Origin of the sequence: Sphingobacterium sp. HMA12, from assembly GCF_002933815.1 — a bacterium.
Lineage (GTDB): Bacteria > Bacteroidota > Bacteroidia > Sphingobacteriales > Sphingobacteriaceae > Sphingobacterium.
Map to the genome: position 1 here is coordinate 1953157 of NZ_BEYR01000001.1, position 24592 is coordinate 1977748.

A 24592-nucleotide genomic window follows, 5' to 3' on the forward strand; every position below is an offset into this window, starting at 1 on the left:
AAGTCATTCGGTTTATAATTTGTTATCTTCTTTCCTACCAAAAGTACCGGTATTGAATCATGAAAGAAACTACATAATCGATGAATACTTGCACAATATCGACGTAGACCACATTTTCATGCTGTTGCCCCAAGAAAAAAGACGTCCCCAAAAGGACGCCTTCACCTAACCACTAACTATGAATAAAAAAACACCTAAATCTCAAAATCAATTGTTCATATCATTACCTTTCAGATTTTTATTATTGTCCAATTCGGACTGCGGGAAAGGATAATACATTGCTTTGGGAGACCAGCCTCCTTTTTTCAGTGGCTCCAGCCAGGTTGGATTGGCCATCCCCCATCGCAGTAGGTCAAAATATCGTTGATATTCTCCCAAAAATTCAACAAATCGTTCATGTACAATGATATTTTTGACAGTATTCAATGGTATACCATTTTTTACCAACCCCTGGGCAATTAAGCCATCTACATCGGGAATTGTCCCCTTCGATTTTTGATACCAAAGGTGTGGTTGCTCATCTGGGACAATATTATTCGCACGAGTACGGACAAGGTTGATATATTGTTTCGCGCCGGTAATATCTCCGCGTTCGTTTAGACACTCAGCATAAAGTAGCAACACATCACTATAGCGAAAAATCCGGTCATTGTTGCCGTTATCAAAGTCCGCTATCTGAACATCCGGACAATATTTTCTTGTCCCAAAGAAGTCTTTGTTCGTAGCCAGGTTTTTCATCCAGTCGGCATAGGCCGTGACCTTACCGTCCAATTGGGTGAACTTTGCACCATCCTCGCACCATAGTGTCATGTATTTTCTAGGGTCGCCATTTTCAAATTCATCGTGAGCCATTTTATTGGGAGCCAGATTCCACCAGGCACCACCTGTGCCGTCAAACATACCGATTTCCTGCCATCGCCATGAGCTCGATATATCATCCCCGAGCCAGCCAGGTCCATTGTAGAGCTGGACCTCAAAAATAGATTCTTGATTGTTCTCTTTCTTTTCCAAAAAATTATCTCGATAGGAAGACATCAATTGATATTCCTTACTATCAATCACGCTTTTCAATTGCGCTTCGGCATTGGAAAAGTCAGCTGCCTGTCCTTTGGCCAGGATAGGTTTATAGAGATAAGTTTTTGCCAGATAGGCCTGTGCGGCACCTTTGGTTGCCCGGCCGATCATTTTGCTATCAGCATAGAGCGCTGCCCGCGTTGGCAACAATTCGGAAGCCTTTTTAAAATCATCCAGGATCAGCGCGTATACAGCACCAGCCTGTGAATTGCCCGGATAGTAATCTTCATTGGTTTCAACAGGCTTGTTGATCAGCGGGATGGTTTCTCCAAAAAGCATACCGAGGTGCAAATAATGCAGCGCCCGCAGGAAATAGGCTTCGCCCAAAAGTCTATTTTTTCTATTCTGTTCTATTTCACCCGTAAAATTTGTTATACGGTCGATCGCCAGGTTTGCCGCAAACACCCCATTCCAGAGATCTCTCCAGGTCTGTGCAGCCATTCCGTCACTAGCCGGTGTATTGTAGGTATCCTGGTACATGGGCTCCCATTTGAAAGTATGATTATAATCATCTCCCGGGGCCAGTAATTCGTAGTATAAACTACGGGCGTAGCCCCCCTGAGTACGGCCCACCAGCGCCTGATACGCAGGAATGACCGAATTTTCCAATTCATCTGCTGTTTTATAATAAGTCTCTGTCGACAATTCCTGCGGATTGGAGAGATCTAGATTTGGCTTACAGCTCGAAAACTGTAGCAGCAGCGCAACAACAGCTAGTTTTATATAGTGTCTGTTCATGATATCGAAATAGTAATTAGAATGTAATTTGAATACCCATAAAATACTCTCTTGAATTCGGGAAGCTCAGTCCCCATGGCGTTTGTCCATCGATTCCACGGCTTAAATTGGAGCGTGTATCCCCCGACCCCACCTCGGGATCATAACCGGAATATTTGGTAAAGGTCAGCAGGTTCTTTGCGCCAAGGTAAAATCTTAAGCGATCGATCTTCCAGCGTTCGAGCGTAGGGCTAGAAAAACTATAGCCGATGTTGAGCACCTTCAGCCTTAGGTAAGAACCGTCTTCCACAAACCTGTTTGACGCCCTTAGATTCTGATTGGGATCCCCTAAGACAGCCCGTGGAATGTCTGTATCTGTATTTTTAGGATAAACGGTCGTTTCACCGGACAGCGGATTTTTGAAGATCAGCTCCTCTGCGCGATAACGGTCGAGCGTTGACGCAAAATTATTGTAATAATGATACATCCCTTCCCCCCAATATCGGCTATTGTTGTAGATGTCATTGCCCTTGCTCCCCTGCCACATCATCGACAGGTCAAATGTACCTACAGCGCTATGGTAACTTAAATCGGCATTGAAGCCGTAACTAAAATCAGGTATCGGACTTCCCAAAAAATCCTTATCCTGATCATTTAAAACCTTGTCTCCGTTTCGGTCATTAAACCGGACATCGCCGAGTGCTGCGTTTGGAGCAAAGGCTTTGTCTGCATCCAATTGTACCTGACTCGTATATAACCCATTGGTGGTATACCCCCAAAATTCACCTACGGATCGGCCGACCGCTGTTCGTGTCACATTTTCACCTCCAGGAGCAATACTTCCCCATAAGATTTCATTGTTGTTGCCCAAGCTCAATACTCGGTTTTTTACAAAAGAGATATTAGCCCCTATCTGGTAACTGAAATTACCTGACTGATCTTTATAGGACGCCAATATATCCCATCCGCGGTTGCGTATACTGCCCGCATTCAGCACGGGAAAGTTATTGACATACCCTGCGGTGAACGAAATAGGCACATTGATCAGCATATCTTCGGTCTTCTTATTATAATAATCGACCGTCAAAGCCAGTTTGTGATTAAACAGTTCCAAATCTAGCCCGATGTCAGTGGAATATTGGCTTTCCCATTTAACATTCGGATTGGAAGGAGTTTGCGGTAAGGCACCCGTGACCATCACATTGTTTAGATAATACCAGACATGGTCAAAACTAACCGTTCGTTGGTATTGATATTGCGCAATATCCGAATTACCAAGGAGTCCATAACTACCGCGGAGCTTCAGTTCGCTGATCGCAGGAAAAGCTTTCATAAAGGATTCCTGGCTGATCCGCCAGCCTGCCGATACCGAGGGGAAATTCCCGTAGCGGTATTGGTTGCTAAAGTTAGCAGAACCATCACGTCGCATATTAAACGTCAACAAGTAACGATTGTCGTAGTTGTAATTGACCCGGCCCAACATGGAGTACATAGCCGACTGGCCTACGCTTGATCCCACAAGACGGGAGCTGGCCAAGGAGGCAGAGTTAAGAATCAATACATCGGGACTGGGCAAACCACGGGCACCAGCATTGACGGCGTTGTACCGGGACTCTTCCGATGTAATCCCTGCCAAAGCAGAAATTGCGTGTTTTCCGAAATTATTTTCATAAGTCAGCGTATTTTCAAACAACCAGCGGTTATTCTGGCTACTCGAAATATTGAGCTCATCCGGACTGTGATTCTGATATTGTCCGACCGAGTAATTTCCAATGTAACCTTCATTTCTAATACGGCTAAGGTCTATCCCCATATTGAATTTATAGGTCAGCCCTTTGATGATTTCATAGGTAGCCCAAGCATTGCCATTGACAGAAAAATTGTCATTGACGTTTTTGTTGAGATAAGCATTTGCTAAAGCACTCTGCACATCTGTTCCATTGCCGGCCCCTGCAAATCCGGTGCTACTGTTGGCATCATATAAAGGTAAAGTGGAAGACCACTTTTGTGCATCGATGATATTTTTGTCGCTCCAGTTGCGGCGCGTGTAACCCAAGGATAGCGTTTCACCTATCTTGAGTTTTCCTTTGGTAAAATCAGAGATAAATTGAGCACCATAATACTTGTTTTTGTCCTGAATAATAATGGATTTATCCGTTGCATAAATACCACTCAGGCGAAAATTAGCATTTTGCGAACCGCCAGAAACCGAGAGATTGTGCCGTTGGTAATTGCCCGTCTGTAGCAGTTCATCCATCATATTATACCCTTGACCGATGGCAGACGGTTTGGACAACGCAGCCAAATAGTCCTTACGTGAAGGATCCTTATTATACATCTCCTCATTAATCAATTCGGCCAATTGCTGTCCGTTCAACAGGGGCACATTGTGGGAAATATTTTTGATACCAGCAAAAGCATTGTAATCCAGCTTCACATCTCCGGCTTTGCCTCGTTTTGTGGTGACCAAAATAACGCCGTTGGCCCCCCTGGCTCCATAAATAGCACTCGAAGCAGCATCTTTTAAGACCTGAATGCTTGCAATATTATTTTCGTCGGGCATCGCTCCACCGATCATCCCATCAACCACGTAAAGTGGATCTGTTCCGTTAATGGACCCAACGCCGCGGATGCGGATAGCACCATTGGTCACCTGCACCCCGGGTACAGCACTCTGAAGTGTCGCTATTGTACCTCCGGGTACTTTTACAAGATCTTTGGTGTCAACTACAGCAATAGAAGATGTCAGATCGACCTTTTTCTGCTTACCATAGCCCACCACGACCACCTCGTCCACAGCAATTTCGGCCGCAACAAGGGGAATGCTGATTTCCGAAGAATTGCCGATGACGTATTCAACACGATTATAACCTACGTTGGATACAACGATGACCTCTCCCGGATTCAGCTTAAGGATAAATTCACCTTTCTCATTCGTTGATGTACTGAGGGTTTTATCCTTCACTTTGATCGATGCTCCAATAATTGGTTTTCCTTGATCATTTAAGATCTTCCCATGGACGACTTTTTCTTGCGCGGATAGCTGTCCCATGGCCATTAACATCGAAACCATTAACAACCACTTCACTTTCTTATTCCTTTCTTTCGGAAAACAAAAGAAAGAAGAGACATAATTTTTGTTCATAATCTTTGTTTGAGATAAATGTCCTTTAGCTCCTAAAGGCACTTACTTGGTTATCTATTTTTATATTGGTTATTTCCCTATGTTGTTTTAATACTTTAAGAAGTACCCGAAGACACGATGCATAAATACTTTGCTTCAAATAAGATGCTTCCTAAAAAATCAGTATTGTAGTTTACCGGATCATTGCGTTGAAATCGACCGGTTATCTGACAATTGGTTACAAAGCAAAGCTATAGCTTTCGGCAAAAGAGCTTTGCAACGAATATTTAAAAGAAGGGTAAAAATGTTTAAAACCTGTTATGCTCGACATGAGTAATTCATATTGATATCGATCCGGAGCCTATTTTGAGATCAAAAACAGTAAAGCTATTAGAGAAGGTCATTTTGATACATCTATAAAAATACTGTGATCAGGTCACTAAGCGAAAACAGTTTAACGCAAAAAAAAGCAATATTAATTTATAATCTTCCGAAGAAATATTATAAATATTTCACATCTTTAAATTGATGTATACAGTCGATTAAATTAGCTATTAACGCATATTTTAGATATTTATCCAGTCTATTTTTAAAAGAAAAAAAAGATAAACTTAATGGAATATTTTCCGCTATTGAAACACCAATTTGATGAAATCATCAAATTCATTGCGAATTGTGGCCATATTTCCCTTACTTCTCAACATAGGCATAGACTTCGGATAAACTGACCCTGCTATTCCGTGGCAAATTGACCACCTGATCTTCTGGCGAAGCTAGCTTTGGTGCTGTAGAAGTAATGTCTTCAAAAGTAATAATTAATACGTATCTATTCTGGTTTTATTTTCAAGCTGAACAGATCGTTTTTTTCTCATGGATTCTCCATTCATTTCCATTCTATGGGCATCGTGAACGATACGGTTCAATATCACGTCTGCGATAATCTTATCACCTATCACCTCATACCAAGCGCTAACTGGGAGTTGGGAAGTTATGATCAGGGAGGTTTTTCCATGCCTATCTTCTATAATTTCCATCAGGGCAGCCCTGCTTTGCGCATCAAAGGGCTGTATGGCGAAGTCATCAAATATAAGCAGCTGCTGGCGTTCAAGCCATAAGATATGTCCCCCATCGGGAGTTGCCGGAAGGTTCAGCTGTTGTCTTAGACCATTCTGATATTGTGTTAAAACAGTCTTTTCGACCGATGTCGATGTCGGCTTATGCGTGACCTTGATCTTCGTATTATTTACTCTCCCGAATGCATCACATAGAAATGTTCTGCTGAACTACGCATACGAATTATCTTCGGTCTGGGATGAAAGGCGTTTGTACGTGTCATAGACATAAGCAACGGTCGAATTGTTGCCATCTCCATTTACCAATGCCACTTGGGCCAGCAATTTTGATGTCGGGTCATAAGTATATGTCCATTGGATATTCGTTCCGGTACCAGTAAAATTTCTGGTCGACAACTGCAATTGGACTTTTCTATTTAACAGAAACATTCACACATTAAAAATATCGGCTTAGGTGTATTTTTGATACTTCGATTTAGGATATTTGTAAATAAATGTTTAAATTAGAAATTCAATAAATAAAAAAACGCACCAAAAACAGCACCAAATTTGGGCCTAAAACTTACTGAGATTGGTGTTGAAAATTGAGTTTAAACAAAATAAAGGCAATATTATGAAGAAACGTGAAATTCGAATCCCGCCTCTTCCGCCAAGACTAAAAAAGCTCAACATTAGTTGAGCTTTTTGCATTTAGGTGCAATTCCTTAAATCTCTTCTTCCCGTAACTTTTTTACCGCGCGTGATTCATGTGCTATAAGTGGAGCTAACTGCTCCTCAGATAATGATGAAACAGCAGGAATAAATACAACTTTAGGATAGCCAATATATTGCCTGTACAAAATTCGGGCTCTTTCCATATGAAAATCAGATGTTATTACAAGTAAAATCTCCGGACTCGCATCCATGACCAATGCTTTAGACAACTCAAAATCCGCTATGGTATTGGTTGAAAGAACTCCTTCCATAAGCGCATTTTCCGCAACACCTTTCCCCCTTAAAAATTTATGTGCATAAAAATAATGTGGTTGATCGGCCGTATTGAAATGGGCTCCGAACCCGCCAGTACATACTATTTTAAAACCGGGATTTGCCAAGTATAAATTGTAAGCACAATGTAGTCTGTCGTGCGCGATCTGAGACAAATTACCCTGTGCGTCGTTCGGTGCACCAAGGACTATAATCATATTATTCATGACTGTAATCTACAAAAATTAGGTAATTCTACAAAACAATATGCATGGCTGTAAGATGGATATCAAATAAAATAATTCCTTAATTTTTAGGCGGAAAAAAGAACGATTTTGGATTCATCTTAAAAAAAATCCACACCGCCTTGGCCATTTTCGCCAGCTCCTTAGAGGACAGGTTTCGCGAACGGAATGCGAGCACCAATGACAAACCAAAGCTTACCAGAAAATTAAAGAACCCAATAATCCCGATACCCAAAATTCCCCATATCCAGATATCCGTGGACAGCTCCATACGATGTCCAAATAAACCCAGGGCCAGATTTCCGCTCGCAAAGGTAATGTGCCGAATATCGATATTAATACCAAGAAACATCCCAATGGAAGCCGTTGAGCCCATGAAAACACCAAACCAGAGATTGGAAACAATACCAGCCCATTTCTTTTCATAAAAAGAGGCAATCTTGTCCGTCTTCGTTTTCCCAAATATCTTTTTCAGCAGAGGATGCTCCTGAATCCTGTAGTAAACGGAATTATGTTTATCTCGATTTGAGATACTTCCAGCGATAATCCCTGACAGAAATAAAAACACTCCTGCAATAGAAGCGTGCAAGATAACGGGAGTCTTCGTCGGATTTAAATCGTCGACCAGATGTAGCCATTTTGCACTTGCTATATTTACACCCGACAGCTGCGCTATTCCCCAAACTAACAACAGACTAATGGGAAATGCCATAATCACATTACCAACAAAAGCGATAAACTGCGAACGAAATAAACGTGCGAAAAATTGCGCAAAGACCCAATAACGGTGTCTGTCAGCACCTTGGTCCGAAGCTCCCTGTTCAATCGCACTAACAAGCGATGAAGCTGTCATCGCCGGCTGCTTGGTTGCCAAGGTGGCGCCAAAAAGATAAATCACCGTAAAACCGATCGCATAATTCAGGCTATACAGAAATGCGTGCCCGAATTCGCTTGTCTCCACTTTTCCAAATAAAAGTTTTACAATACACATCGCACCCACAATTACACCGCCGCCGCAGGCAGAACGAAACATCTTCCAATACTCCTGATGGGTTGATGTAATATAATGTTCCCCTGTCTGGGCAGTATGGTGGGTAATTTCGTAAGCCAGCAATTGTGTACTCTGCCCTATTAATTTCCGAATATTGCTTTTTCTTGAATTATAGCCAATCAACGTCTTCGCCAATTGAATGCTTTTCTCTTCTTTTTGGGATTCTGAATCAATAACCAAAAAAGAGAGCATCTCCTTGATGCGCTCCAGCTGTTGCCGAATTCGCAATAAGGACTGGTTCACTTTAATAGAAATACCGAAACGATGTGAATTACTAAAAGCTGTTTCTATATAAGTTTCGCATTGCTTGTGAAGCACCAACAACTGTTTGTACGAAAGATCTTCAGTCGTAATGTATTTTTTCTCCGATTGTAAAATACGATCATTTAACTCTGTAAACTCCCGCATGATTGCGATAAATGGACTATCGAAGTTCTGAAACTCAGGCACCATTTTATTCACATCAGTTTCCATGGCACGCCCCGTGATACGCTGCACCAGCAATTCTATACCATATAAGATTTCAATCATTTCAAAACCCGCTTCATCATCATAGATCGAATTGAATTCACATAATCGAAAAAGCTCATGCAATTGCTCCGTAGGAATCGTTGATATCCAATCAGCGTCTTTCACGGTATAAAACACCTGGTTCAGTAAATATTGTAAGGTTGACTTCGCCGGTTGATAAGGCAAGTAGCGCTCCGTTATTCGCTTTCTGAGTTCATAAATAAAGTCGGCATAACTAATAATCCCCGTATCGGACACCAATTGATCAAAATCTCTTCGACAGAGAACACGTTTGAGATACTGAACAAATTGACGCCTTACATCGGGCAACTCCTTCAGAAAATCAAGAAAAAACTGGATATCGACATGATAAAATAACTGAACTCTTTTTGGACGAATAATAGCTACAATTGAAACCAAAAGTTCAATTTCTGTAAATGCTGGATTATCCAGATGATTTCTATAGCGATCAAACAGTTCAGCTATTTGCTGTTTCTGATCTATTTTTTTCTTCATAAAATTCGATTATTCGCTTTTCGGCGGCCACTTGAACAGCCTGTATAAACTTTAACGTCTTAAGATACCATATTTAGCACAAAATTGTTTTAAATATAAAATCTATTTCCTCTCATTTGTTGTAAAGCAAGGAGGTTAAGAAGCACACACCCTACCACTATCTCAAGCAGGAAAATACCTGAAACCAGTGATAAGCCTCCGTAAAAATTCTGCTATTTTTGCAACAGCGAACAGGACAAAAATGAATTTAAGAAATATCACACTTGTATGCATAAGCTTATTCCCTATACTGCTAAAAGCACAGGATGGCATCTCATTCGACGATGATTTTAATCTTTGGAATATACAGAAAGGGCAAACCACCACGATTTTTGTTGAAAAGGCCTACATCCGTTCCGGTCCCGGGCTCAGCTCAAAACGAGTAGATTCATTAAGCCATGGCGCTACTGTCAGCATTGCCAGCGATCCAATTAAAGGTGACATCATCAAAAATTTCTATGCTCCTTGGTATCAGATCAGCTACTTTAAGCATGGCGAACTTAAACAGGGTTTTATCTGGCTTGGCTTATTGGCACTTGGTAAGCAAGTCGACAAGGAGGGTTTTCAATACTTATTCGGTTTTGACCGCTTTATCAAACAGGGAAATGACGAAGAACCTGCGTATTTTTTAACCAAATTAAAAGTATTGAATACAAAAGACTCGCTAATCGCGAGCCAGTCCTACAAATTTGCATTTGCAGGCCAGCTGAGCGCACAAAGTAAATTGTTATCCGGAATGGGCTTAGATAATGTAAAACAGATCTTACGAATGGAGTTTTTATCAGGCGCCTGCGGGGTTCCCACGGAGTATAATTACATGGCCTGGACTGGTCAGAAATTGATCAATCTCCCCAGTAGGTACTCCGTTAGTGATGCTAGTTTCTTTTACTACGACGAAAAAATCCTATTCCCCTCAGAACACAAAAGAAACAACCAGTTGATCTATAAATACATCGAAGAAGGTGAAGCGAAAGATGATGATACCTTAGACCCCGACTATCGCATTTCGAAAAGAGAAGAACATTTTCAATGGGATGGCAATAAGTTCAAAAAACACGCGCTATTGAAATAATTTTCAATAAAATTTAACATATTAGGGAAAACAACAAAAGAAAAACAAGGAATGGAAGAGCAAAATATATACGATTTATTTTACAGTGGACAGCTGGATCTATTTATCATTGAAGGTGAAAATCAATTGAGACAAAACGACCGGGATGTGCCGCTTTGGACACATCTTGCTATCGCGTATCACGATCAGGTATTCTACGAAGGACATGAAGCTGTTTTTGATATCATCCAGGAGAAGATGATCCCCTATCTTCAGCAGGCTCTAAGCGTGGAGCCTGAAAACGAAACAACGCTTTACCATCTGCTCAACTACGTTCTAAGTAATGAGGCTTCAATGGCCCTGATCAATCGTCCGAGGAAACACATTCGCGAGGATAACAAAGACCAGTTTATTCACTATGCAAAACAGTTGATCGCCATACCTAAAATGGCGCCCTATGGCTACGGTTTCCTTGCAGACATTTATGAGAGTCTCCAGGATGATACAGCCCTATTAGCGTTATTGGATGAGGGGATTGGTTATTTCAATGAAACTTTTAAAGACAATCGCGAAGCTGCTGATCAAAATTTCTCCATATTCTGGATGAAAAAAATATATCTTTTGGACCGTACCAAACAGATTTCGGGTACAGCGCTAACCGCTTTAATAGGAGAGCAATTTGATCGCTTTGTCAGCGGCAGTGAAATGCAATATGTGGACCTTGCAGAGATCGCTTATGAAAACAAAGAGATAGATCTTGCCTTAAAAGTATTATTAAAACTTATTAAGGGCGAAAATTCAGCTGCCCATATCCATGCGGAAATGGTCAAATGGCATGGTCGCTTTGAAGAGCTTATCGCTGACGGTTATGAAAACCCTGAGGTGTTCTATTACCAGCTTATCATTGAACGCAATTATTCCGAAGATATTGGGATACCGCTAGACTATTATTATCTACACGCACTAAAACTGATTGACGAATATCCAGACTTATACGCAGGCTATCATTTTGCAGCCGCATACCTTTATGACGATGGACAACATCAAGCTGCGTTACCTTACCTCCAACAATTGGGCGAAAGACAGTGGAATGCAACATCTTGGCGCCGTCTTGTCGAATGCACCTACTTAACAACAGGCGACGTATATGCGCAAGTTCCGACGTTCGATGACTTACCACGCGATCTCTATAATGAAGCAATTAACCTATCTGACTTTGTCGATGCATTGGATACCCTGTCAGCTGAAGACACACTGGCCCTGAGACACCTTTACCTTACCGTTTATCGCCAGGCTTATGATGCCTTTGCGGCTTATTTCGAACAAGGAAAATATGAAAGTGATTATTTCGGTGGAAGCCACAATCGTGCAATGAATTGCAATAACCTGGCAATTGCATTAAAGAATGTAGATCTCCTCGAAGATAGCTATCAAATCGCAACTGAAGGGCTAAACTACTCAGATTTTGAAGAACTACATCAGACACGAACAGATGCATTGTCGAAATTGGAGGATTATGAACGTTTAAAAGACGCCCTCATACTATATTTCGACACATATCAAGTCACTTTGAGCGACCTCGATGAAATGCGCGATGAGGAAATGGAAGAACAATTCGATGAAGATGACTCAGATTTAGTATTCCCAAGTTGCTATCAAATGTTTGTGTATCAGCTTGAAGTAAATTATCATCTGGGACTTTCTGCTGATATACAGGCAGAAGCACAATATCTTCTGGAGCACATTTATCATTTCTATATAAATCATCCTACCCTGAACGACTATCATTATAGGGATTTTGAGGCTGCTAAAAATGGTGTGGAAGGTATAATTTATGATATCCTCGAGCCCTACGATCGTGATTACCGTATCCACTATTATGAAGATATGGCACAGCAATATCCGCATGAAGCACAACCGCAGTATATCCTCATGCAGCTATACAATGAAATATCCGACTATAGCGCTATTGTAGCTGCTGCAAAAAAATACCTCAAAAATAAAAAAGAATTTATCATCGATGACTTTGATAGAGCAAAGACTTTGTATCTGATTATCAAAGGGCATTACTTCCGCTCCGAATTTAGATCGGGTGCAGAAATATTTCAACGCGATGACGCTTGGGTCGCCACAGTCATGGATCCTGAAGATTATGTACTTTGGCTAAAATTCGGAATCATGCTACTTGCGGAACAGGAAAACCTAGCCGAAGTCAACCGAAATGTAATAATCTTTAACGGTATCTATGCACAAGGTGAATGGGGTTATGATGATGACTGTGAGTCTGTAAAGCTAGCAGAAGCTCTTGTCAATTACAAAACAGGAAACCTAAAAAAAGCGCATAATCTGCTCAACGAAGTACTGGTTTATTCAGATCATAGCCCACTGGCAGATGAATATAAAAAGACTTGGAAGAAACCCGGATTTCTATCAAATTTCAAATTCTAACGAAATCCTAAATAAGGAAAAGAAGCGTAGTAGATAGCAAAACTTTCTACTGCGCTTTTTTTATGAAACAACTGAAATCCAATACAGCCCCCCTTTTTTCTGGAAACAATGCTGGTATGAATAAGGAAAAAAGCACGAACCAACATAAGAATGGATCTCATACTTATTCAAAAAAACTTATCTTTGAACTGTGACCGGACTGAAACATCTAATCGGATTATTGCTTTTTATTTGCTTATGGTTCAAGCCAATAGTTGCGTTACCATGTCATCAAAATAAAGTTCAGACTTGCCGTATGGACAGTACGGAATCTGGGCGTAAAAAAAATAATTGCTGTAAAAAGTTCCAAGGTAAGGAGAAAAGCATGTGCCAGCATCACAAGCAATGTCGTGACTGTAGCTGCCACTGTGCTTCTGTAACAAGTGTCTTGGCTGTCTCGACAGTGCCCGTACAGCTTCCTAAAATTTCCTCTTCATTCTTAAAAAGATCATACAGCAGTTTGCTATCCGTTTACCCTTCGGACGGTTACTTTTATCCCTGGGTTCCGCCAAAAATAAGCTCATTATAAACTTATTACGCCTAAAAAAAGGAGATCGAGGTATACATGTACAAAAAACACCTATCTCAAAACTCTAATAGGAACCGGATAAAGCAGGTTAAAAGTCTATTAAATCAACAAAATATTTTAAAAATTGGAATACATGAGAATTCTAAATAATATCATAACAGCTGTACTTCTTCTTTGCGTGAGCATAACTACTTATGGTCAGCATACTAGCATGGCAACACAAACCGTAAAAATCAGTGGCAATTGCGGCATGTGCAAGAAAACAATAGAAAAAGCTGGAAACTCGGCTGATTCCAAGGTCGATTGGAATGAAGACAATCAAACAGCAAATATCTCATTTGATGCCAGCAAAACTTCATTGGATGCTGTATTGAAAAATATTGCACTTGCCGGTTATGACAATGAAAAATATCTCGCACCGGCGGCAACTTATGCAGACCTACATGGCTGTTGTCAATATGACAGAACTTTAAATGCCCCTCCCGCCAACCCCGAAAATACTCCTGAAAGCAAAGAAGAAAGCACAGGAGCATCATCTGTCATTAAAGCGGGTAACTTCCAAGCTATTTACGATCAGTATTTCCAGTTGAAAGATGCGCTGGTTGCCTCTGATCAAAAGACTGTCGCTACAGGTGCAGCAAAACTTTCAAATTTGATAACGAAGTTGAAATCGTCTGACTTAACCGCTGACGAGCAACAAGTGTGGAAAGCACAAGCAAACGCCATTACGCAACATGCGAAAGCGCTCCAGGAGGCAAAAGATCTTGCGAAACAACGTGTAGCATTTGCATCGCTCTCTGAAGTTGTCTATAAGTTGGCAAAAAGTTCTAAACCTGCACTTCCGGTTTATCAACAAAAATGCCCCATGTTTAACGGTGGCAAAGGTGCAACCTGGTTGAGCCTCAATAAAGACGTCAAAAATCCATATTATGGTGCCCAGATGCTGACTTGCGGAAGTACAATCCAAACTTTACAATAAAGAGACCAGCATTTCAAAGAGATCAGTATACATACCAAAAGGTTCGTCCGCAACGCAGACGGGCCTTTTTTATGATATCTTCCAAATTAGCTACCCCATGTTGACTCGGAAATATAAATTACCAAACGAAATCCTTAAAAACAGATTATTTCAAAGGATAAACCTTAAATTATAGCTTCTTTTATTAATTCAAAATAGTATATTAGAAGGAGCATCAGGCTAATCGCACAAGAGATAATTAAGGAGGACAATAGAGATATCGTGATCAAATAAGATGAAATTTAATCCATGGAAAAAGTAATTATTACAGGAGGAACAGGCGCTGTTGGCCTTCATTTGACAAAATTGCTGGTCGCCAATTTCTATGAAGTAATCATCTTCACAAGAGATCCAAAGGCTCATCCGGCACAACATAACGTTCGGTATGTCGACTGGAACCCGAAAAAGCAAATCGTTGATATAAGATCAATCCAGGAGGCTGATTACATCATCAATTTAGCTGGCGCCAATCTCAATGCCGCACGATGGAGCAAAGCGTATCAACAAGAAATTATATCCAGCCGTGTAGAGAGTGGGCAGCTGATTTATCAGACATTAAAACAGATTCCAAATCAGGTAAAGGCCGTTATATCAGCATCAGCGATCGGTTGGTATGGAGCCGATGACAGCTATCAAAAAAAGCCATTTGAAGAAGGTGATCCTCAGGGCGGCGATTTTTTATCCTGGGTCTGCAACCTTTGGGAAGGTAGTGTCAAACCTATCGAAACCCTTGGAAAAAGACTCGTCGTCTTTCGATTCGGAGTTGTGCTCAGCAAAGACCAGGGTATGTTGAAAGAGATCAATCAGTTGTTACGTTTTCGGCTAAGTCCCATTTTGGGATCGGGCAAACAGGTGCTGAGCTGGATCCACATGGAGGATCTTACCCGAATGCTTCTATTTGCCATACAAAACAATGCTGTCGCTGGCGTTTACAATGCCTGTTCGTCCGAACCTATGCCGATTGGCCAGTTCACTAAACGGATTGCAAGACGGCGATATGGCATACTGTACCTTCCTATTCCTGTACCCGCATTTTTGATTAGGCTATTTCTTGGAAAAAAAGGACAGGAAATGGTACTCAACGGAACCCGCGTGAGCAATAAAAAGATCCTTAATGAGAAATTTCCGTTTAAATATCCGACTTTGGACAATAATTGTATAGATAATTTACACATTGGTTAATTGTTAATTCCGGTTAATTTCAAGCCTTTTCGGGACAAAATCCGTATATTTGCGGCTTATGAAGATTTTTAGATATGGCGCAAAGGGCTCCGAAAAGGCGGGAGTCATTTTAAATGAAAAGAAATATGATGTTTCAGAAGGAAATTTTCAATATAACCGTGATTTCTTTGCAAATCCGGCAAATTTGGAGAAACTTCAGACATATGTAGAAAAGAATAGCGAAACCCTAAAAGAAATCGATGCGAATGAACGTATCGGCACTCCTTTAGAAACTCCTTCCAAAATTCTTTGTGTTGGACTTAACTTCGACGATCACGTCAAGGAGACCAACTTGCAACAAGCGGCAGAACCTATTGTATTCATGAAATCGGTTTCTGCATTTAATGGGCCTTTCGATGGTATTACATTACCTAAAAATTCCGTGAAATCCGATTGGGAAACCGAACTTGCTATCGTTATCGGCAAGAAAGCTTCCTATGTCAGTGAAGAAGAAGCGCTGGATTATGTTTTTGGCTATGTATTACATAACGATGTGACTGAACGGGAGTTTCAGATCGAAAGAGGTGGCACCTGGGACAAAGGTAAAGGTTGCGATACATTCGCTCCTATTGGTCCGTTCATTGCCACCAAAGATGAAATTCAAGATGTAGATAACATGAGAATCTGGCTCAAATTAAACGGTGAACTGATGCAAAATGGTAATACAAGCGATTTTATTTACCGTGTGCCGAAACTGATATCGTATTTAAGCCAGTTTATGTCCCTTCTTCCAGGTGACATTATCTCAACAGGGTCGCCAGCAGGCTCTGGGATGGGAAAATCCCCACAACGATTCCTCCGCGATGGAGATATAATTGAATACGGCATAGAAGGACTTGGATCTGGAAAACAAGTTGTATCAGCTTACTCCTTATCCTAAAAATCTGTTCCTATAGACCGGTCTTTTCGGACAGTAATTGAAGTCTGGAAAGACCGGATCAATAGCCATTTTTTTTCGTCATTTCATTGTAATTTATCAACTGCATTTATGTACATTTATATCGACATCCACTTTGTTAACATAAATGCATAAATCCCTAGAGGGTCAATGATTCAACTAAACAACATATCTAAATCATTCCAGGTCAAATCCAGACGAATCGATGCATTGAAAAATATTTCTCTGTTCATCGATAAAGGAGAAATATTTGGTGTCATAGGAGCTTCCGGTGCCGGAAAAAGTACACTGATCCGCTGCGTCAATCTTTTGGAAAGACCAGATACTGGTCAAGTCATTATTGAGAATGAAGACTTGATGTCCATGTCTTCCAAAGACTTAATGATGAAACGGAGAAAAATTGGAATGATCTTTCAGCATTTCAATTTGCTGTCGTCGCTAACTGTCTTTGAAAACATCTCTTTTCCATTGCAGCTTGAAGGCAAATCAAAAACGTCTATCCGCCAAAAAGTTTCCGAGTTACTGCACTTGGTAGGCCTGGAAGACAAAGCCGAAAGCTATCCGGCTAACCTGTCCGGAGGACAAAAACAACGGGTTGCTATAGCCCGTGCTCTGGCCAATGATCCACATATTCTACTTTGTGATGAAGCGACCAGCGCATTGGATCCTGCAACAACAAAATCTATCCTTACTTTATTAAAAAAAATCAATAAACAACTGGGACTTACCATCTTATTGATCACCCATGAAATGGATGTGATCAAAAGAATATGTGACCAAGTCGCCGTCCTGGATCATGGAACTTTAATTGAAAGTGGTTCGGTTGAAATGATTTTTGCAAACCCACAGCAGGAAACTACCCAAAATTTTATACAGTCCGCGCTGCAGGTTGATATTCCTTTAGGTTTTCAGGAGCGATTAAAGGCCGAGGGAAATCCTCTTGTTGAGATTTACATCACATCGAGCGAAGAGTCTATTCCTTTTATTCAACAATTGGAACAGCAATTTCAGGTTAAAACAAATATTATCACAGCACAGATCGACTACGTCGGGGAAATGAAATTCGGCGTTATATTAGCTGAATTGTCTGGCGATATCGAAAATATAACAGCGAGTCTCTCTTATTTAAAAGAACAGCATCCGCAAACTAAAATACTAGGTTATGTCTGATCAAGTACTGGATTTACTTTTATCGGGAACGCTCGAAACACTTATGATGACTTTCCTGTCGGGCTTTTTTGGATTTGTAATCGGGCTTCCACTTGGAATCTATCTCTTCCTCACACGGAAACATCAGCTGCTGGAAAACAAAACCATGCATCAGATTGTTTCGCTCTTAGTGAACGTGTTCAGATCTATTCCATTCATTATTCTTATTGTCTGGATGATTCCATTTACACGTCAGCTTGTAGGAACATCAATAGGTATGTCGGCAGCATTGGTCCCCTTAAGTATTGGCGCAGCACCATTTATCGCGCGATTGGTGGAAAACAGCTTACTGGAGATTCCCAATGGCTTAATTGAAGCCGCCAGAGCCATGGGTGCGAGCACACAGCAGGTTATCTTCAAAGTGCTGCTCCCCGAGGCGCTCCCATCACTGGTCAACAATGCGACGATCACCTTAATTACACTTGTGGGTTATTCGGCAATGGGCGGTGCCGTTGGAGCTGGGGGACTAGGACAGATTGGTTATCAGTATGGCTATGTAGGTTATGACACCTTTATCATGAATTCTGTTCTTATTTTATTAATTTTAATCGTATTCCTGTTGCAGTATACAGGTGATTACATATCAAAAAAAGTAAACCATCGTTAACATTAATTGTATCATATGAAAAAATTGAACTATGCATTTGCGATCTTTGCCTTTAGTCTGACGACTATTGTAGCTTGTAATAACAGGGAAAAGAAGGAAAATATCCTTAAAGTTGGTGTGGTAACAGGTCCTGAAAAGGAACTTGCTGAAACGGCTAAGAAAGTTGCAAAAGAAAAGTTCAATCTGGATGTGGAACTGGTTTCCTTCAATGATTACGTTGTTCCAAATGAAGCCTTGAATCAGGGTGATATAGATGTCAATGTGTTTCAGCACCAGCCTTATCTACAGGAACAGTCCAAACAACGTGGCTTTACCAAATTAACCATCGTCGGCAATACCTTTGTATTTCCGATTGTCGCTTATTCCAAAAAGATCAAGACGATTACAGCGCTCCAACCGGGAGCAAGCATCGCTATTCCAAATGATCCAACAAACGGTGGACGTGCACTCTTGTTGCTCCAACGTGAGGGAATCATCGGTTTAAAAGAGAATGTAGGTATACAACCAAAAGTGACAGATATTGTCAGCAATCCGAAGCAGGTCAAAATTATTGAGATGGAAGCTCCACAGCTACCCCGCGTACTTGATGATCCTCAGGTTGCAATAGCGATTATCAATAATAGCTTTGCGTCACAGGCTGGACTAGACCCTGAAAAAGAAGGTTTATTTACAGAGGATAAGGAATCCCCTTATGTCAACTTAATCGTCGCACGGGCAGATAATAAAAATGACGAAAAAGTACAGCAGTTTATACAGTCCTATCAATCTCCGGAAGTAGAAGCAACAGCAAAAAAGGTCTTTAAAAATGGCGCCATTAAAGGCTGGTAAACCCTAAAAAGCGTGATTGAAACAACTCTTTCTTGCCCTTGTGGCTCAGGACTTACTTTTACAGAATGCTGTCAGCTAGTACACAGCAACCAGGGCAAAGCAACAACTGCCGAAGCACTTATGCGGGCACGCTACAGTGCTTTTGCTGTAGGGAACATTGACTTTTTATACAACACATTCCACCCGACCACACGAAGATTCCAACACAAGGATGCGATTCAGCAATGGGCGCAAGAAAATAAGTGGATGCAGCTGAATATTATAAAAGCAACATTTTCCACGGTAGAATTTGAGGCACATTACCTGGATTCAACGCTGCAAGTACAGATCCATCATGAAAAGTCGACATTTAAACGGCAAGGCAACCTTTGGTATTATGTAGATGGCCGATAAACTGTCTACTAGGATTTTACATAAAAAAGCTGCGTTAACATTTCTGTTAACGCAGCTTTTTTATGTATGTTATGTCGAGCATCTTAAACCAATTCTTCCGAATCTTCGCGGTAAGGCGCTTCTTCATCAAACTCACCCTCCCACTTCGCGACAACTACCGTTGCAAGACAATTCCCAACAACGTTAACCGAAGTGCGTGCCATATCCATCAACTCGTCTATACCCAGAATCGCGGCGATAACAAAGGTTGGCAGACCAAACTGATCAGCCGTCGCAATTAGGATAATTAACGAAGCACGAGGCACTGCTGCCACGCCCTTAGAGGTAATCATTAACGTAAAGGCAATCATGAGCTGATGTCCAAACGACAAGTGAATACCGGCTGCCTGCGCAACAAAAATTGCAGCCAACGATAAATACAGCGAAGTGCCATCCAGGTTAAAACTATAGCCTGTCGGGATAACAAATGAAACGATCTTACGCGGAACGCCAAATTTTTCCATTGCACTCATTGCTTTAGGCAAAGCAGCGTCCGAACTTGTTGTAGCGAAAGCAATCGAGACAGGTTCTTTAATGGCATTGATAAAACGTCTGACAGGAATTTTTAAATAAAGTGCTACAGGAAGCAGTACCAAAGTCAAAAAGCAAAACAAAGCGAAATACAATGTTGCCAGCAGCATAAATAGGTTTTTCAAAATATCAACACCAAGATGTCCCACCGTGTATGCCATTGCAGCACCAACACCGACCGGTGCAAAATACATAATGATGTTTGTGAATTTAAACATTGTCTCAGACATACTTTCCGTAAAATCCACCAGCGGTTTCCGCTTCTTCTCATCCACCATGGCAAGCCCGATTCCGAAAAGCACCGAAAAGACAACAATTTGTAGCACCTGATTATCGGCAACAGATTTTACGATATTCTCCGGAAAAAGGTCACGGATAAATGAGGTAAATTTATAGACAGGATGTACATTGTCGGGCAGTGACTTCAAGACATGTTCATCCATACTTTCTTTAGGTGCTGGCAGCTCTTCATGTGGCATATGTGCGACATCCACTCCCACTCCTGCACGAGTCAGATTAATGGCACCTAAACCAATAAAAATAGCACAGGTCGTTGCACAGAAGAAATACAGCATAGACTTCCAGGCCATACGTCCTACCTGTTTTAGGTCAGAGTGCCCTGCAATCCCATAAACCAATGTAGCAAAAAGAATGGGTCCAACAATTGTTTTTACTAGTTTGATGAAACCTTTGCTCAATGGTTGCAAAGAGATTGCCAGGTTGGGAAAATCCAGGCCAACAAAAATGCCCAGGATCATACAAGTAAGTATCCAAGTGGTCAAATTTTTCTTATAAAGCGCATTGACAACCAAAACGGTGGCAACTATCCAACGGACAGCCATTAGAAATTCATGCGAAAAGCCTACAACATCAAATTCGTATAATACAGCAATGATACAAGCTAATGTAACTGTGATCAGGGTGATTAACCCTATTTTGGTTTTTAACATTTAAAAGATTTTAATGGTCAAAAGAACAAAAATAAAAAAATCCTATGCTTTTGCAAATATTATTATTTAAATCGGCCCTGTTTCACAACAAAATACCGATTTCTCAGAAATGCAGGAGCATAAAAAAAGCAGGATAATTTCTTATCCTGCTTTATATTTTAACGGAATCAAAAAATTATTCCGCGTGTAACCAAGCTTTTTTCGCTAATAGCTCATCGTTAGATTCACGTACATCTTCGTCATCCACACAACAATCTACCGGACAAACAGCAGCACATTGAGGTTCATCGTGGAAACCTACGCACTCCGTACATTTATCTGAAACAATATAATAGACTTCATTTGAGATCGCTTCCTGTGATTCATTCGCATCCAGCGTAACGCCATCACCAAAATCTATAACACCATCCAAAGCAGTCCCATCTGAGAATTTCCAAGTTACACCAGCATCGTATATTGCATTATTTGGGCATTCCGGTTCGCAAGCACCACAGTTAATGCATTCGTCTGTAATTTTAATCGCCATTTATAACCTCACAATTATGATAAATAAACTATTTTTGCATTATCAATATGAAAACAAAGTCTGATTGTACAATAAGGCTAGTTGATTCACGTTGATTAATGTTAACAGCACAAATATAACACAAATTTGTGTATTCATCTTTTAAAAATTTAATATTTTGACAAAGCAACAACGAATAAATGCGTTTGTAAAACTGGGTGAACTGTTGAAAAAGCAGCCTGAAGATCTTACTCAGATCATCCAACTGGCCCAACATAAAAACCCTTGGTATACCATAAAAAATGTTGAAAGTGCCCTTCATGCGATTGCTTCCAACTTAACCGAAGAGCAGCTTGGTCACTGGCTACAGGACTATCCGGATAGCGAGTCAGCTAAAACAGTAGGCTTGGTTCTGGCCGGAAATATTCCACTGGTTGGTTTTCATGATATCCTTTGTGTATTAATCAGTGGGTTTAAGGCAAAAGTTAAGGTGTCCTCAGATGATGCTGGTTTAACGACCTATGTACTCAATCGTCTAAAACAGATCGAACCAGCTTTTGAAACAACTTTTGAAATTGTAGATAAACTCAAAGACTTTGATCTCGTCATTGCGACGGGATCAAACAATACGGCCCGTTATTTCGATTACTATTTTGGCGCTAAGCCGCATATTATCCGTCGCAACAGAAATAGCGTTGGTGTCATTACAGGTACGGAATCCGCCGCACAACTACAAGCTTTGGGACACGATATCTTTGATTATTTTGGACTCGGCTGTCGTTCAGTTTCCAAAATTTTTATTCCAAAAGATTATCATGTTTCCCATTTTTTTGAAGGTATAGCGGATTTTAAAAATGTGGCCGACCACTATAAGTACAATAACAATTACGACTATAATAAATCCATCTATCTGATCAATGGAGATAAACATTTTGACAATGGTTTTCTATTGCTCAAACAGGATCAGCGTACAGCATCTCCGCTATCTGTTGTTTATTACGAGGAATACAACAACCTTGCAGATGTCGAGAATGAGCTGAATCAACAAGCTGAAAACATCCAATGTGTGGTCTCCGAAGTGCAATTGAACATTCAGCCGCCAGTCTTTCATTTTGGAGAAAGTCAATGTCCGGCCCTGGATGATTATGCTGACGGAATAAATACCTTGGACTTTCTATTTGCAAACCAGTAAGCTTCCGTTAAATTCATAGTACAGAAATTGCATTAAAAATACTAACTTTGAAATCATGTATATCATTAAAGTAAGAGGTGTCGCCAAAATCCCCGACTATGTACAGCTGCGAGATGATGCCTTCACCTTGTTGGCATATTTTAGAGTGGATCGACCGGACAAATCCCTTGACAAAATCGGATTGGGAGAAAAGGCGGAATATATCATGCAATTGGTGAAAGAATTGCCTTTTGGTCAAATTAAAAAATTAGAGTTTTAACGCCCATGATTGAAAATAAAGTAATTACATTAAAGAACGTTGATATCTTTCAACAGAAACATTTAGTATTATCCAATGTCAATTTAAACATCGGGAAGGGTGAATTTCTCTACCTTATCGGACAGTCTGGCAGCGGAAAAAGTAGTTTATTAAAAATCATCTACGGCGATTTATATATCGGCAGTGGCGAAGGAATGATCGCGGGGTTTGACCTCAAAAAGCTTCATGAAAATGATGTCCCCTATTTACGCAGGAAATTGGGAATTGTCTTTCAGGACTTTCATTTACTCTCCGACCGGACGATAGAGAAGAACCTGGAGTTTGCCCTAAAGGCGACAGGCTGGAAAGACAAAAAAATGATTGATAGTCGCATCCTGGATGTATTGGAAAAAGTCGGACTTCGCTCCAAATTAAAGAAAATGCCCCATGAGCTTTCAGGAGGTGAACAACAGCGGATTGTTATTGCTCGCGCATTGCTCAATAATCCGGAGATCATTTTGGCGGATGAGCCTACCGGTAATCTGGATCCGGCGACTTCGGAGGAAATTGTCCTTCTACTGCGTGACATTGCCAATTCTGGGACTGCAATTTTAATGGCCACCCACGATTATACCATTATTCGCAATATGCCATCCCGGATAATTAAAACTGGGGATGGTATTCTACAGGATGATGTCAGCATCTAAACGAAAAACTGACAATTAAAGAGACATTTTTGCAAATTCCGACAAATTGTTAGGCTTTTTTAATAAAATCTGACAAGCTGTCGGAATTTTATTGTTTGGCAAAAACTTTGACAAAGGAAGATATAGTAAATTTTTGAATCTATTTTAGCATTGAAGATATGAATGAGCAAGATAATTATTATGATGAGAGTCAAGATCAAGTAGAAACTAATTCTTCTGATCAACAAGAGCAGCCTTCGGAAAATCAGGTAGAATTGTCTCCTGAAGAGAAGCTGGCAGCCGAATTGGCAGAGGCAAAGGATAAATACATTCGTCTATCTGCTGAATTTGACAATTACAGAAAACGTACAAGCAAAGAGCGTGTTGAATTGATTCAATCAGCGGGAAAAGATGTGATCGGAAAGTTATTACCTACTTTGGATGATTTTGACCGTGCCCTAAATGCAATGGAAACTGCCACAGATGTGGCATCTGTTAAAACGGGAATGGATATCGTCAACAACAAACTAAGACAAACATTGTCTCAATTGGGGTTAAAAGAAATGGAAACAGTCGGTCAAGCATTTGATCCTGAATTGCAAGAAGCCATTACCTCTATTCCAGCACCAACGGCAGATTTAAAAAATAAAGTAGTGGACGTAATCGAAAAAGGGTACTACCTAGGTGACAAAGTGATTCGTCACGCGAAAGTAGTTATAGGTCAATAATAGTAAGACGATGTCAAAAAGAGATTATTACGATATACTTGGTGTCGCGCGTTCAGCCGACGAGAAGGAGATTAAATCAGCCTATCGCAAATTAGCGATTAAATATCACCCGGATAAAAATCCCGGCGACCATGAAGCTGAGGAAAAATTTAAGGAAGCTGCTGAGG

22 protein-coding genes are annotated in these 24592 nt (G+C 40.7%); 14 read left to right on the forward strand and 8 right to left on the reverse strand.

Features of this window, described 5'->3' with window-relative positions; translation table 11 throughout:
* Positions 1-207 precede the first annotated feature (207 nt).
* From HMAT_RS08350 to HMAT_RS08375, 6 genes are all read right to left on the reverse strand, one after another.
* Positions 208-1812, reverse strand: coding sequence for a RagB/SusD family nutrient uptake outer membrane protein (locus tag HMAT_RS08350; RefSeq protein WP_104382281.1), 1605 nt, complete (start codon positions 1810-1812; stop codon positions 208-210).
* A gap of 16 nt (positions 1813-1828) precedes the next feature.
* The gene (locus HMAT_RS08355) at positions 1829-4936 is read right to left on the reverse strand and encodes a TonB-dependent receptor (protein ID WP_199768571.1); all 3108 of its coding nucleotides are present in this window, start codon (positions 4934-4936) and stop codon (positions 1829-1831) included.
* Positions 4937-5730: 794 nt separating this feature from the next.
* Complete coding sequence (locus HMAT_RS27735; RefSeq protein WP_371412045.1) at positions 5731-6147, reverse strand: ATP-binding protein; 417 nt, start codon at positions 6145-6147, stop codon at positions 5731-5733.
* A gap of 51 nt (positions 6148-6198) precedes the next feature.
* Positions 6199-6417 (reverse strand): hypothetical protein, encoded by a 219-nt coding sequence (locus HMAT_RS08365; protein WP_104382282.1) that lies wholly within the window; start codon positions 6415-6417, stop codon positions 6199-6201.
* 275 nt (positions 6418-6692) lie between these two features.
* Positions 6693-7181, reverse strand: a complete 489-nt coding sequence (locus tag HMAT_RS08370) for a YdcF family protein (protein ID WP_104382283.1) — start codon at positions 7179-7181, stop codon at positions 6693-6695.
* A 79-nt stretch (positions 7182-7260) separates the two neighbouring features.
* Positions 7261-9276 carry a recombinase gene (locus HMAT_RS08375; protein WP_104382284.1) on the reverse strand — a complete coding sequence of 672 codons (2016 nt, stop codon included), beginning with the start codon at positions 9274-9276 and terminating at the stop codon, positions 7261-7263.
* 241 nt (positions 9277-9517) lie between these two features.
* On the opposite strand from HMAT_RS08375, the gene HMAT_RS08380 reads away from it, so the two are divergent.
* The 9 genes from HMAT_RS08380 (at position 9518) to HMAT_RS08420 (ending at position 19556) form a co-directional block, all read left to right on the forward strand.
* Positions 9518-10387, forward strand: a complete 870-nt coding sequence (locus HMAT_RS08380; protein ID WP_104382285.1) for an SH3 domain-containing protein — start codon at positions 9518-9520, stop codon at positions 10385-10387.
* Between the two features lie 51 nt (positions 10388-10438).
* On the forward strand, positions 10439-12814 hold the full coding sequence (locus HMAT_RS08385; protein WP_104382286.1) for a hypothetical protein: 2376 nt from the start codon (positions 10439-10441) through the stop codon (positions 12812-12814).
* A gap of 701 nt (positions 12815-13515) precedes the next feature.
* The gene (locus HMAT_RS08390; protein ID WP_104382287.1) at positions 13516-14361 is read left to right on the forward strand and encodes a DUF3347 domain-containing protein; all 846 of its coding nucleotides are present in this window, start codon (positions 13516-13518) and stop codon (positions 14359-14361) included.
* Positions 14362-14649: 288 nt separating this feature from the next.
* Complete coding sequence (locus tag HMAT_RS08395) at positions 14650-15582, forward strand: TIGR01777 family oxidoreductase (RefSeq protein WP_104382288.1); 933 nt, start codon at positions 14650-14652, stop codon at positions 15580-15582.
* Between the two features lie 58 nt (positions 15583-15640).
* Entirely contained in the window at positions 15641-16501 is an 861-nt protein-coding gene (locus HMAT_RS08400) for a fumarylacetoacetate hydrolase family protein (protein ID WP_104382289.1), read from the forward strand.
* A gap of 168 nt (positions 16502-16669) precedes the next feature.
* A complete protein-coding gene (locus HMAT_RS08405) occupies positions 16670-17689 on the forward strand; it encodes a methionine ABC transporter ATP-binding protein (RefSeq protein ID WP_104382290.1) in 1020 nt (339 codons plus the stop codon).
* Positions 17682-18335 carry a methionine ABC transporter permease MetI gene (gene metI, locus HMAT_RS08410; protein WP_104382291.1) on the forward strand — a complete coding sequence of 218 codons (654 nt, stop codon included), beginning with the start codon at positions 17682-17684 and terminating at the stop codon, positions 18333-18335. Before HMAT_RS08405 ends, metI begins: the two co-directional genes overlap by 8 nt.
* A gap of 15 nt (positions 18336-18350) precedes the next feature.
* Positions 18351-19163, forward strand: coding sequence for a methionine ABC transporter substrate-binding lipoprotein MetQ (gene metQ, locus HMAT_RS08415; protein ID WP_104382292.1), 813 nt, complete (start codon positions 18351-18353; stop codon positions 19161-19163).
* Between the two features lie 12 nt (positions 19164-19175).
* Complete coding sequence (locus tag HMAT_RS08420) at positions 19176-19556, forward strand: YchJ family protein (protein ID WP_233789152.1); 381 nt, start codon at positions 19176-19178, stop codon at positions 19554-19556.
* An 83-nt stretch (positions 19557-19639) separates the two neighbouring features.
* Here HMAT_RS08420 and HMAT_RS08425 read toward each other — a convergent pair whose 3' ends face one another.
* Positions 19640-21076, reverse strand: a complete 1437-nt coding sequence (locus HMAT_RS08425; protein WP_104382293.1) for a dicarboxylate/amino acid:cation symporter — start codon at positions 21074-21076, stop codon at positions 19640-19642.
* 175 nt (positions 21077-21251) lie between these two features.
* Positions 21252-21602: a 4Fe-4S dicluster domain-containing protein gene (locus HMAT_RS08430; RefSeq protein WP_046672889.1), complete on the reverse strand. Its 351-nt coding sequence runs from the start codon at positions 21600-21602 to the stop codon at positions 21252-21254.
* A 157-nt stretch (positions 21603-21759) separates the two neighbouring features.
* On the opposite strand from HMAT_RS08430, the gene HMAT_RS08435 reads away from it, so the two are divergent.
* The 5 genes from HMAT_RS08435 to HMAT_RS27410 form a co-directional block, all read left to right on the forward strand.
* On the forward strand, positions 21760-22773 hold the full coding sequence (locus tag HMAT_RS08435) for an acyl-CoA reductase (protein ID WP_104382294.1): 1014 nt from the start codon (positions 21760-21762) through the stop codon (positions 22771-22773).
* 55 nt (positions 22774-22828) lie between these two features.
* Positions 22829-23032 (forward strand): fructose-6-phosphate aldolase, encoded by a 204-nt coding sequence (locus HMAT_RS08440; RefSeq protein WP_104382295.1) that lies wholly within the window; start codon positions 22829-22831, stop codon positions 23030-23032.
* A 5-nt stretch (positions 23033-23037) separates the two neighbouring features.
* Positions 23038-23718 (forward strand): cell division ATP-binding protein FtsE, encoded by a 681-nt coding sequence (locus tag HMAT_RS08445; RefSeq protein WP_104382296.1) that lies wholly within the window; start codon positions 23038-23040, stop codon positions 23716-23718.
* Between the two features lie 158 nt (positions 23719-23876).
* Entirely contained in the window at positions 23877-24425 is a 549-nt protein-coding gene (locus HMAT_RS08450) for a nucleotide exchange factor GrpE (RefSeq protein WP_104382297.1), read from the forward strand.
* A gap of 10 nt (positions 24426-24435) precedes the next feature.
* The coding region (locus HMAT_RS27410; RefSeq protein WP_233789295.1) for a DnaJ domain-containing protein at positions 24436-24592 on the forward strand (157 nt) is incomplete at its 3' end.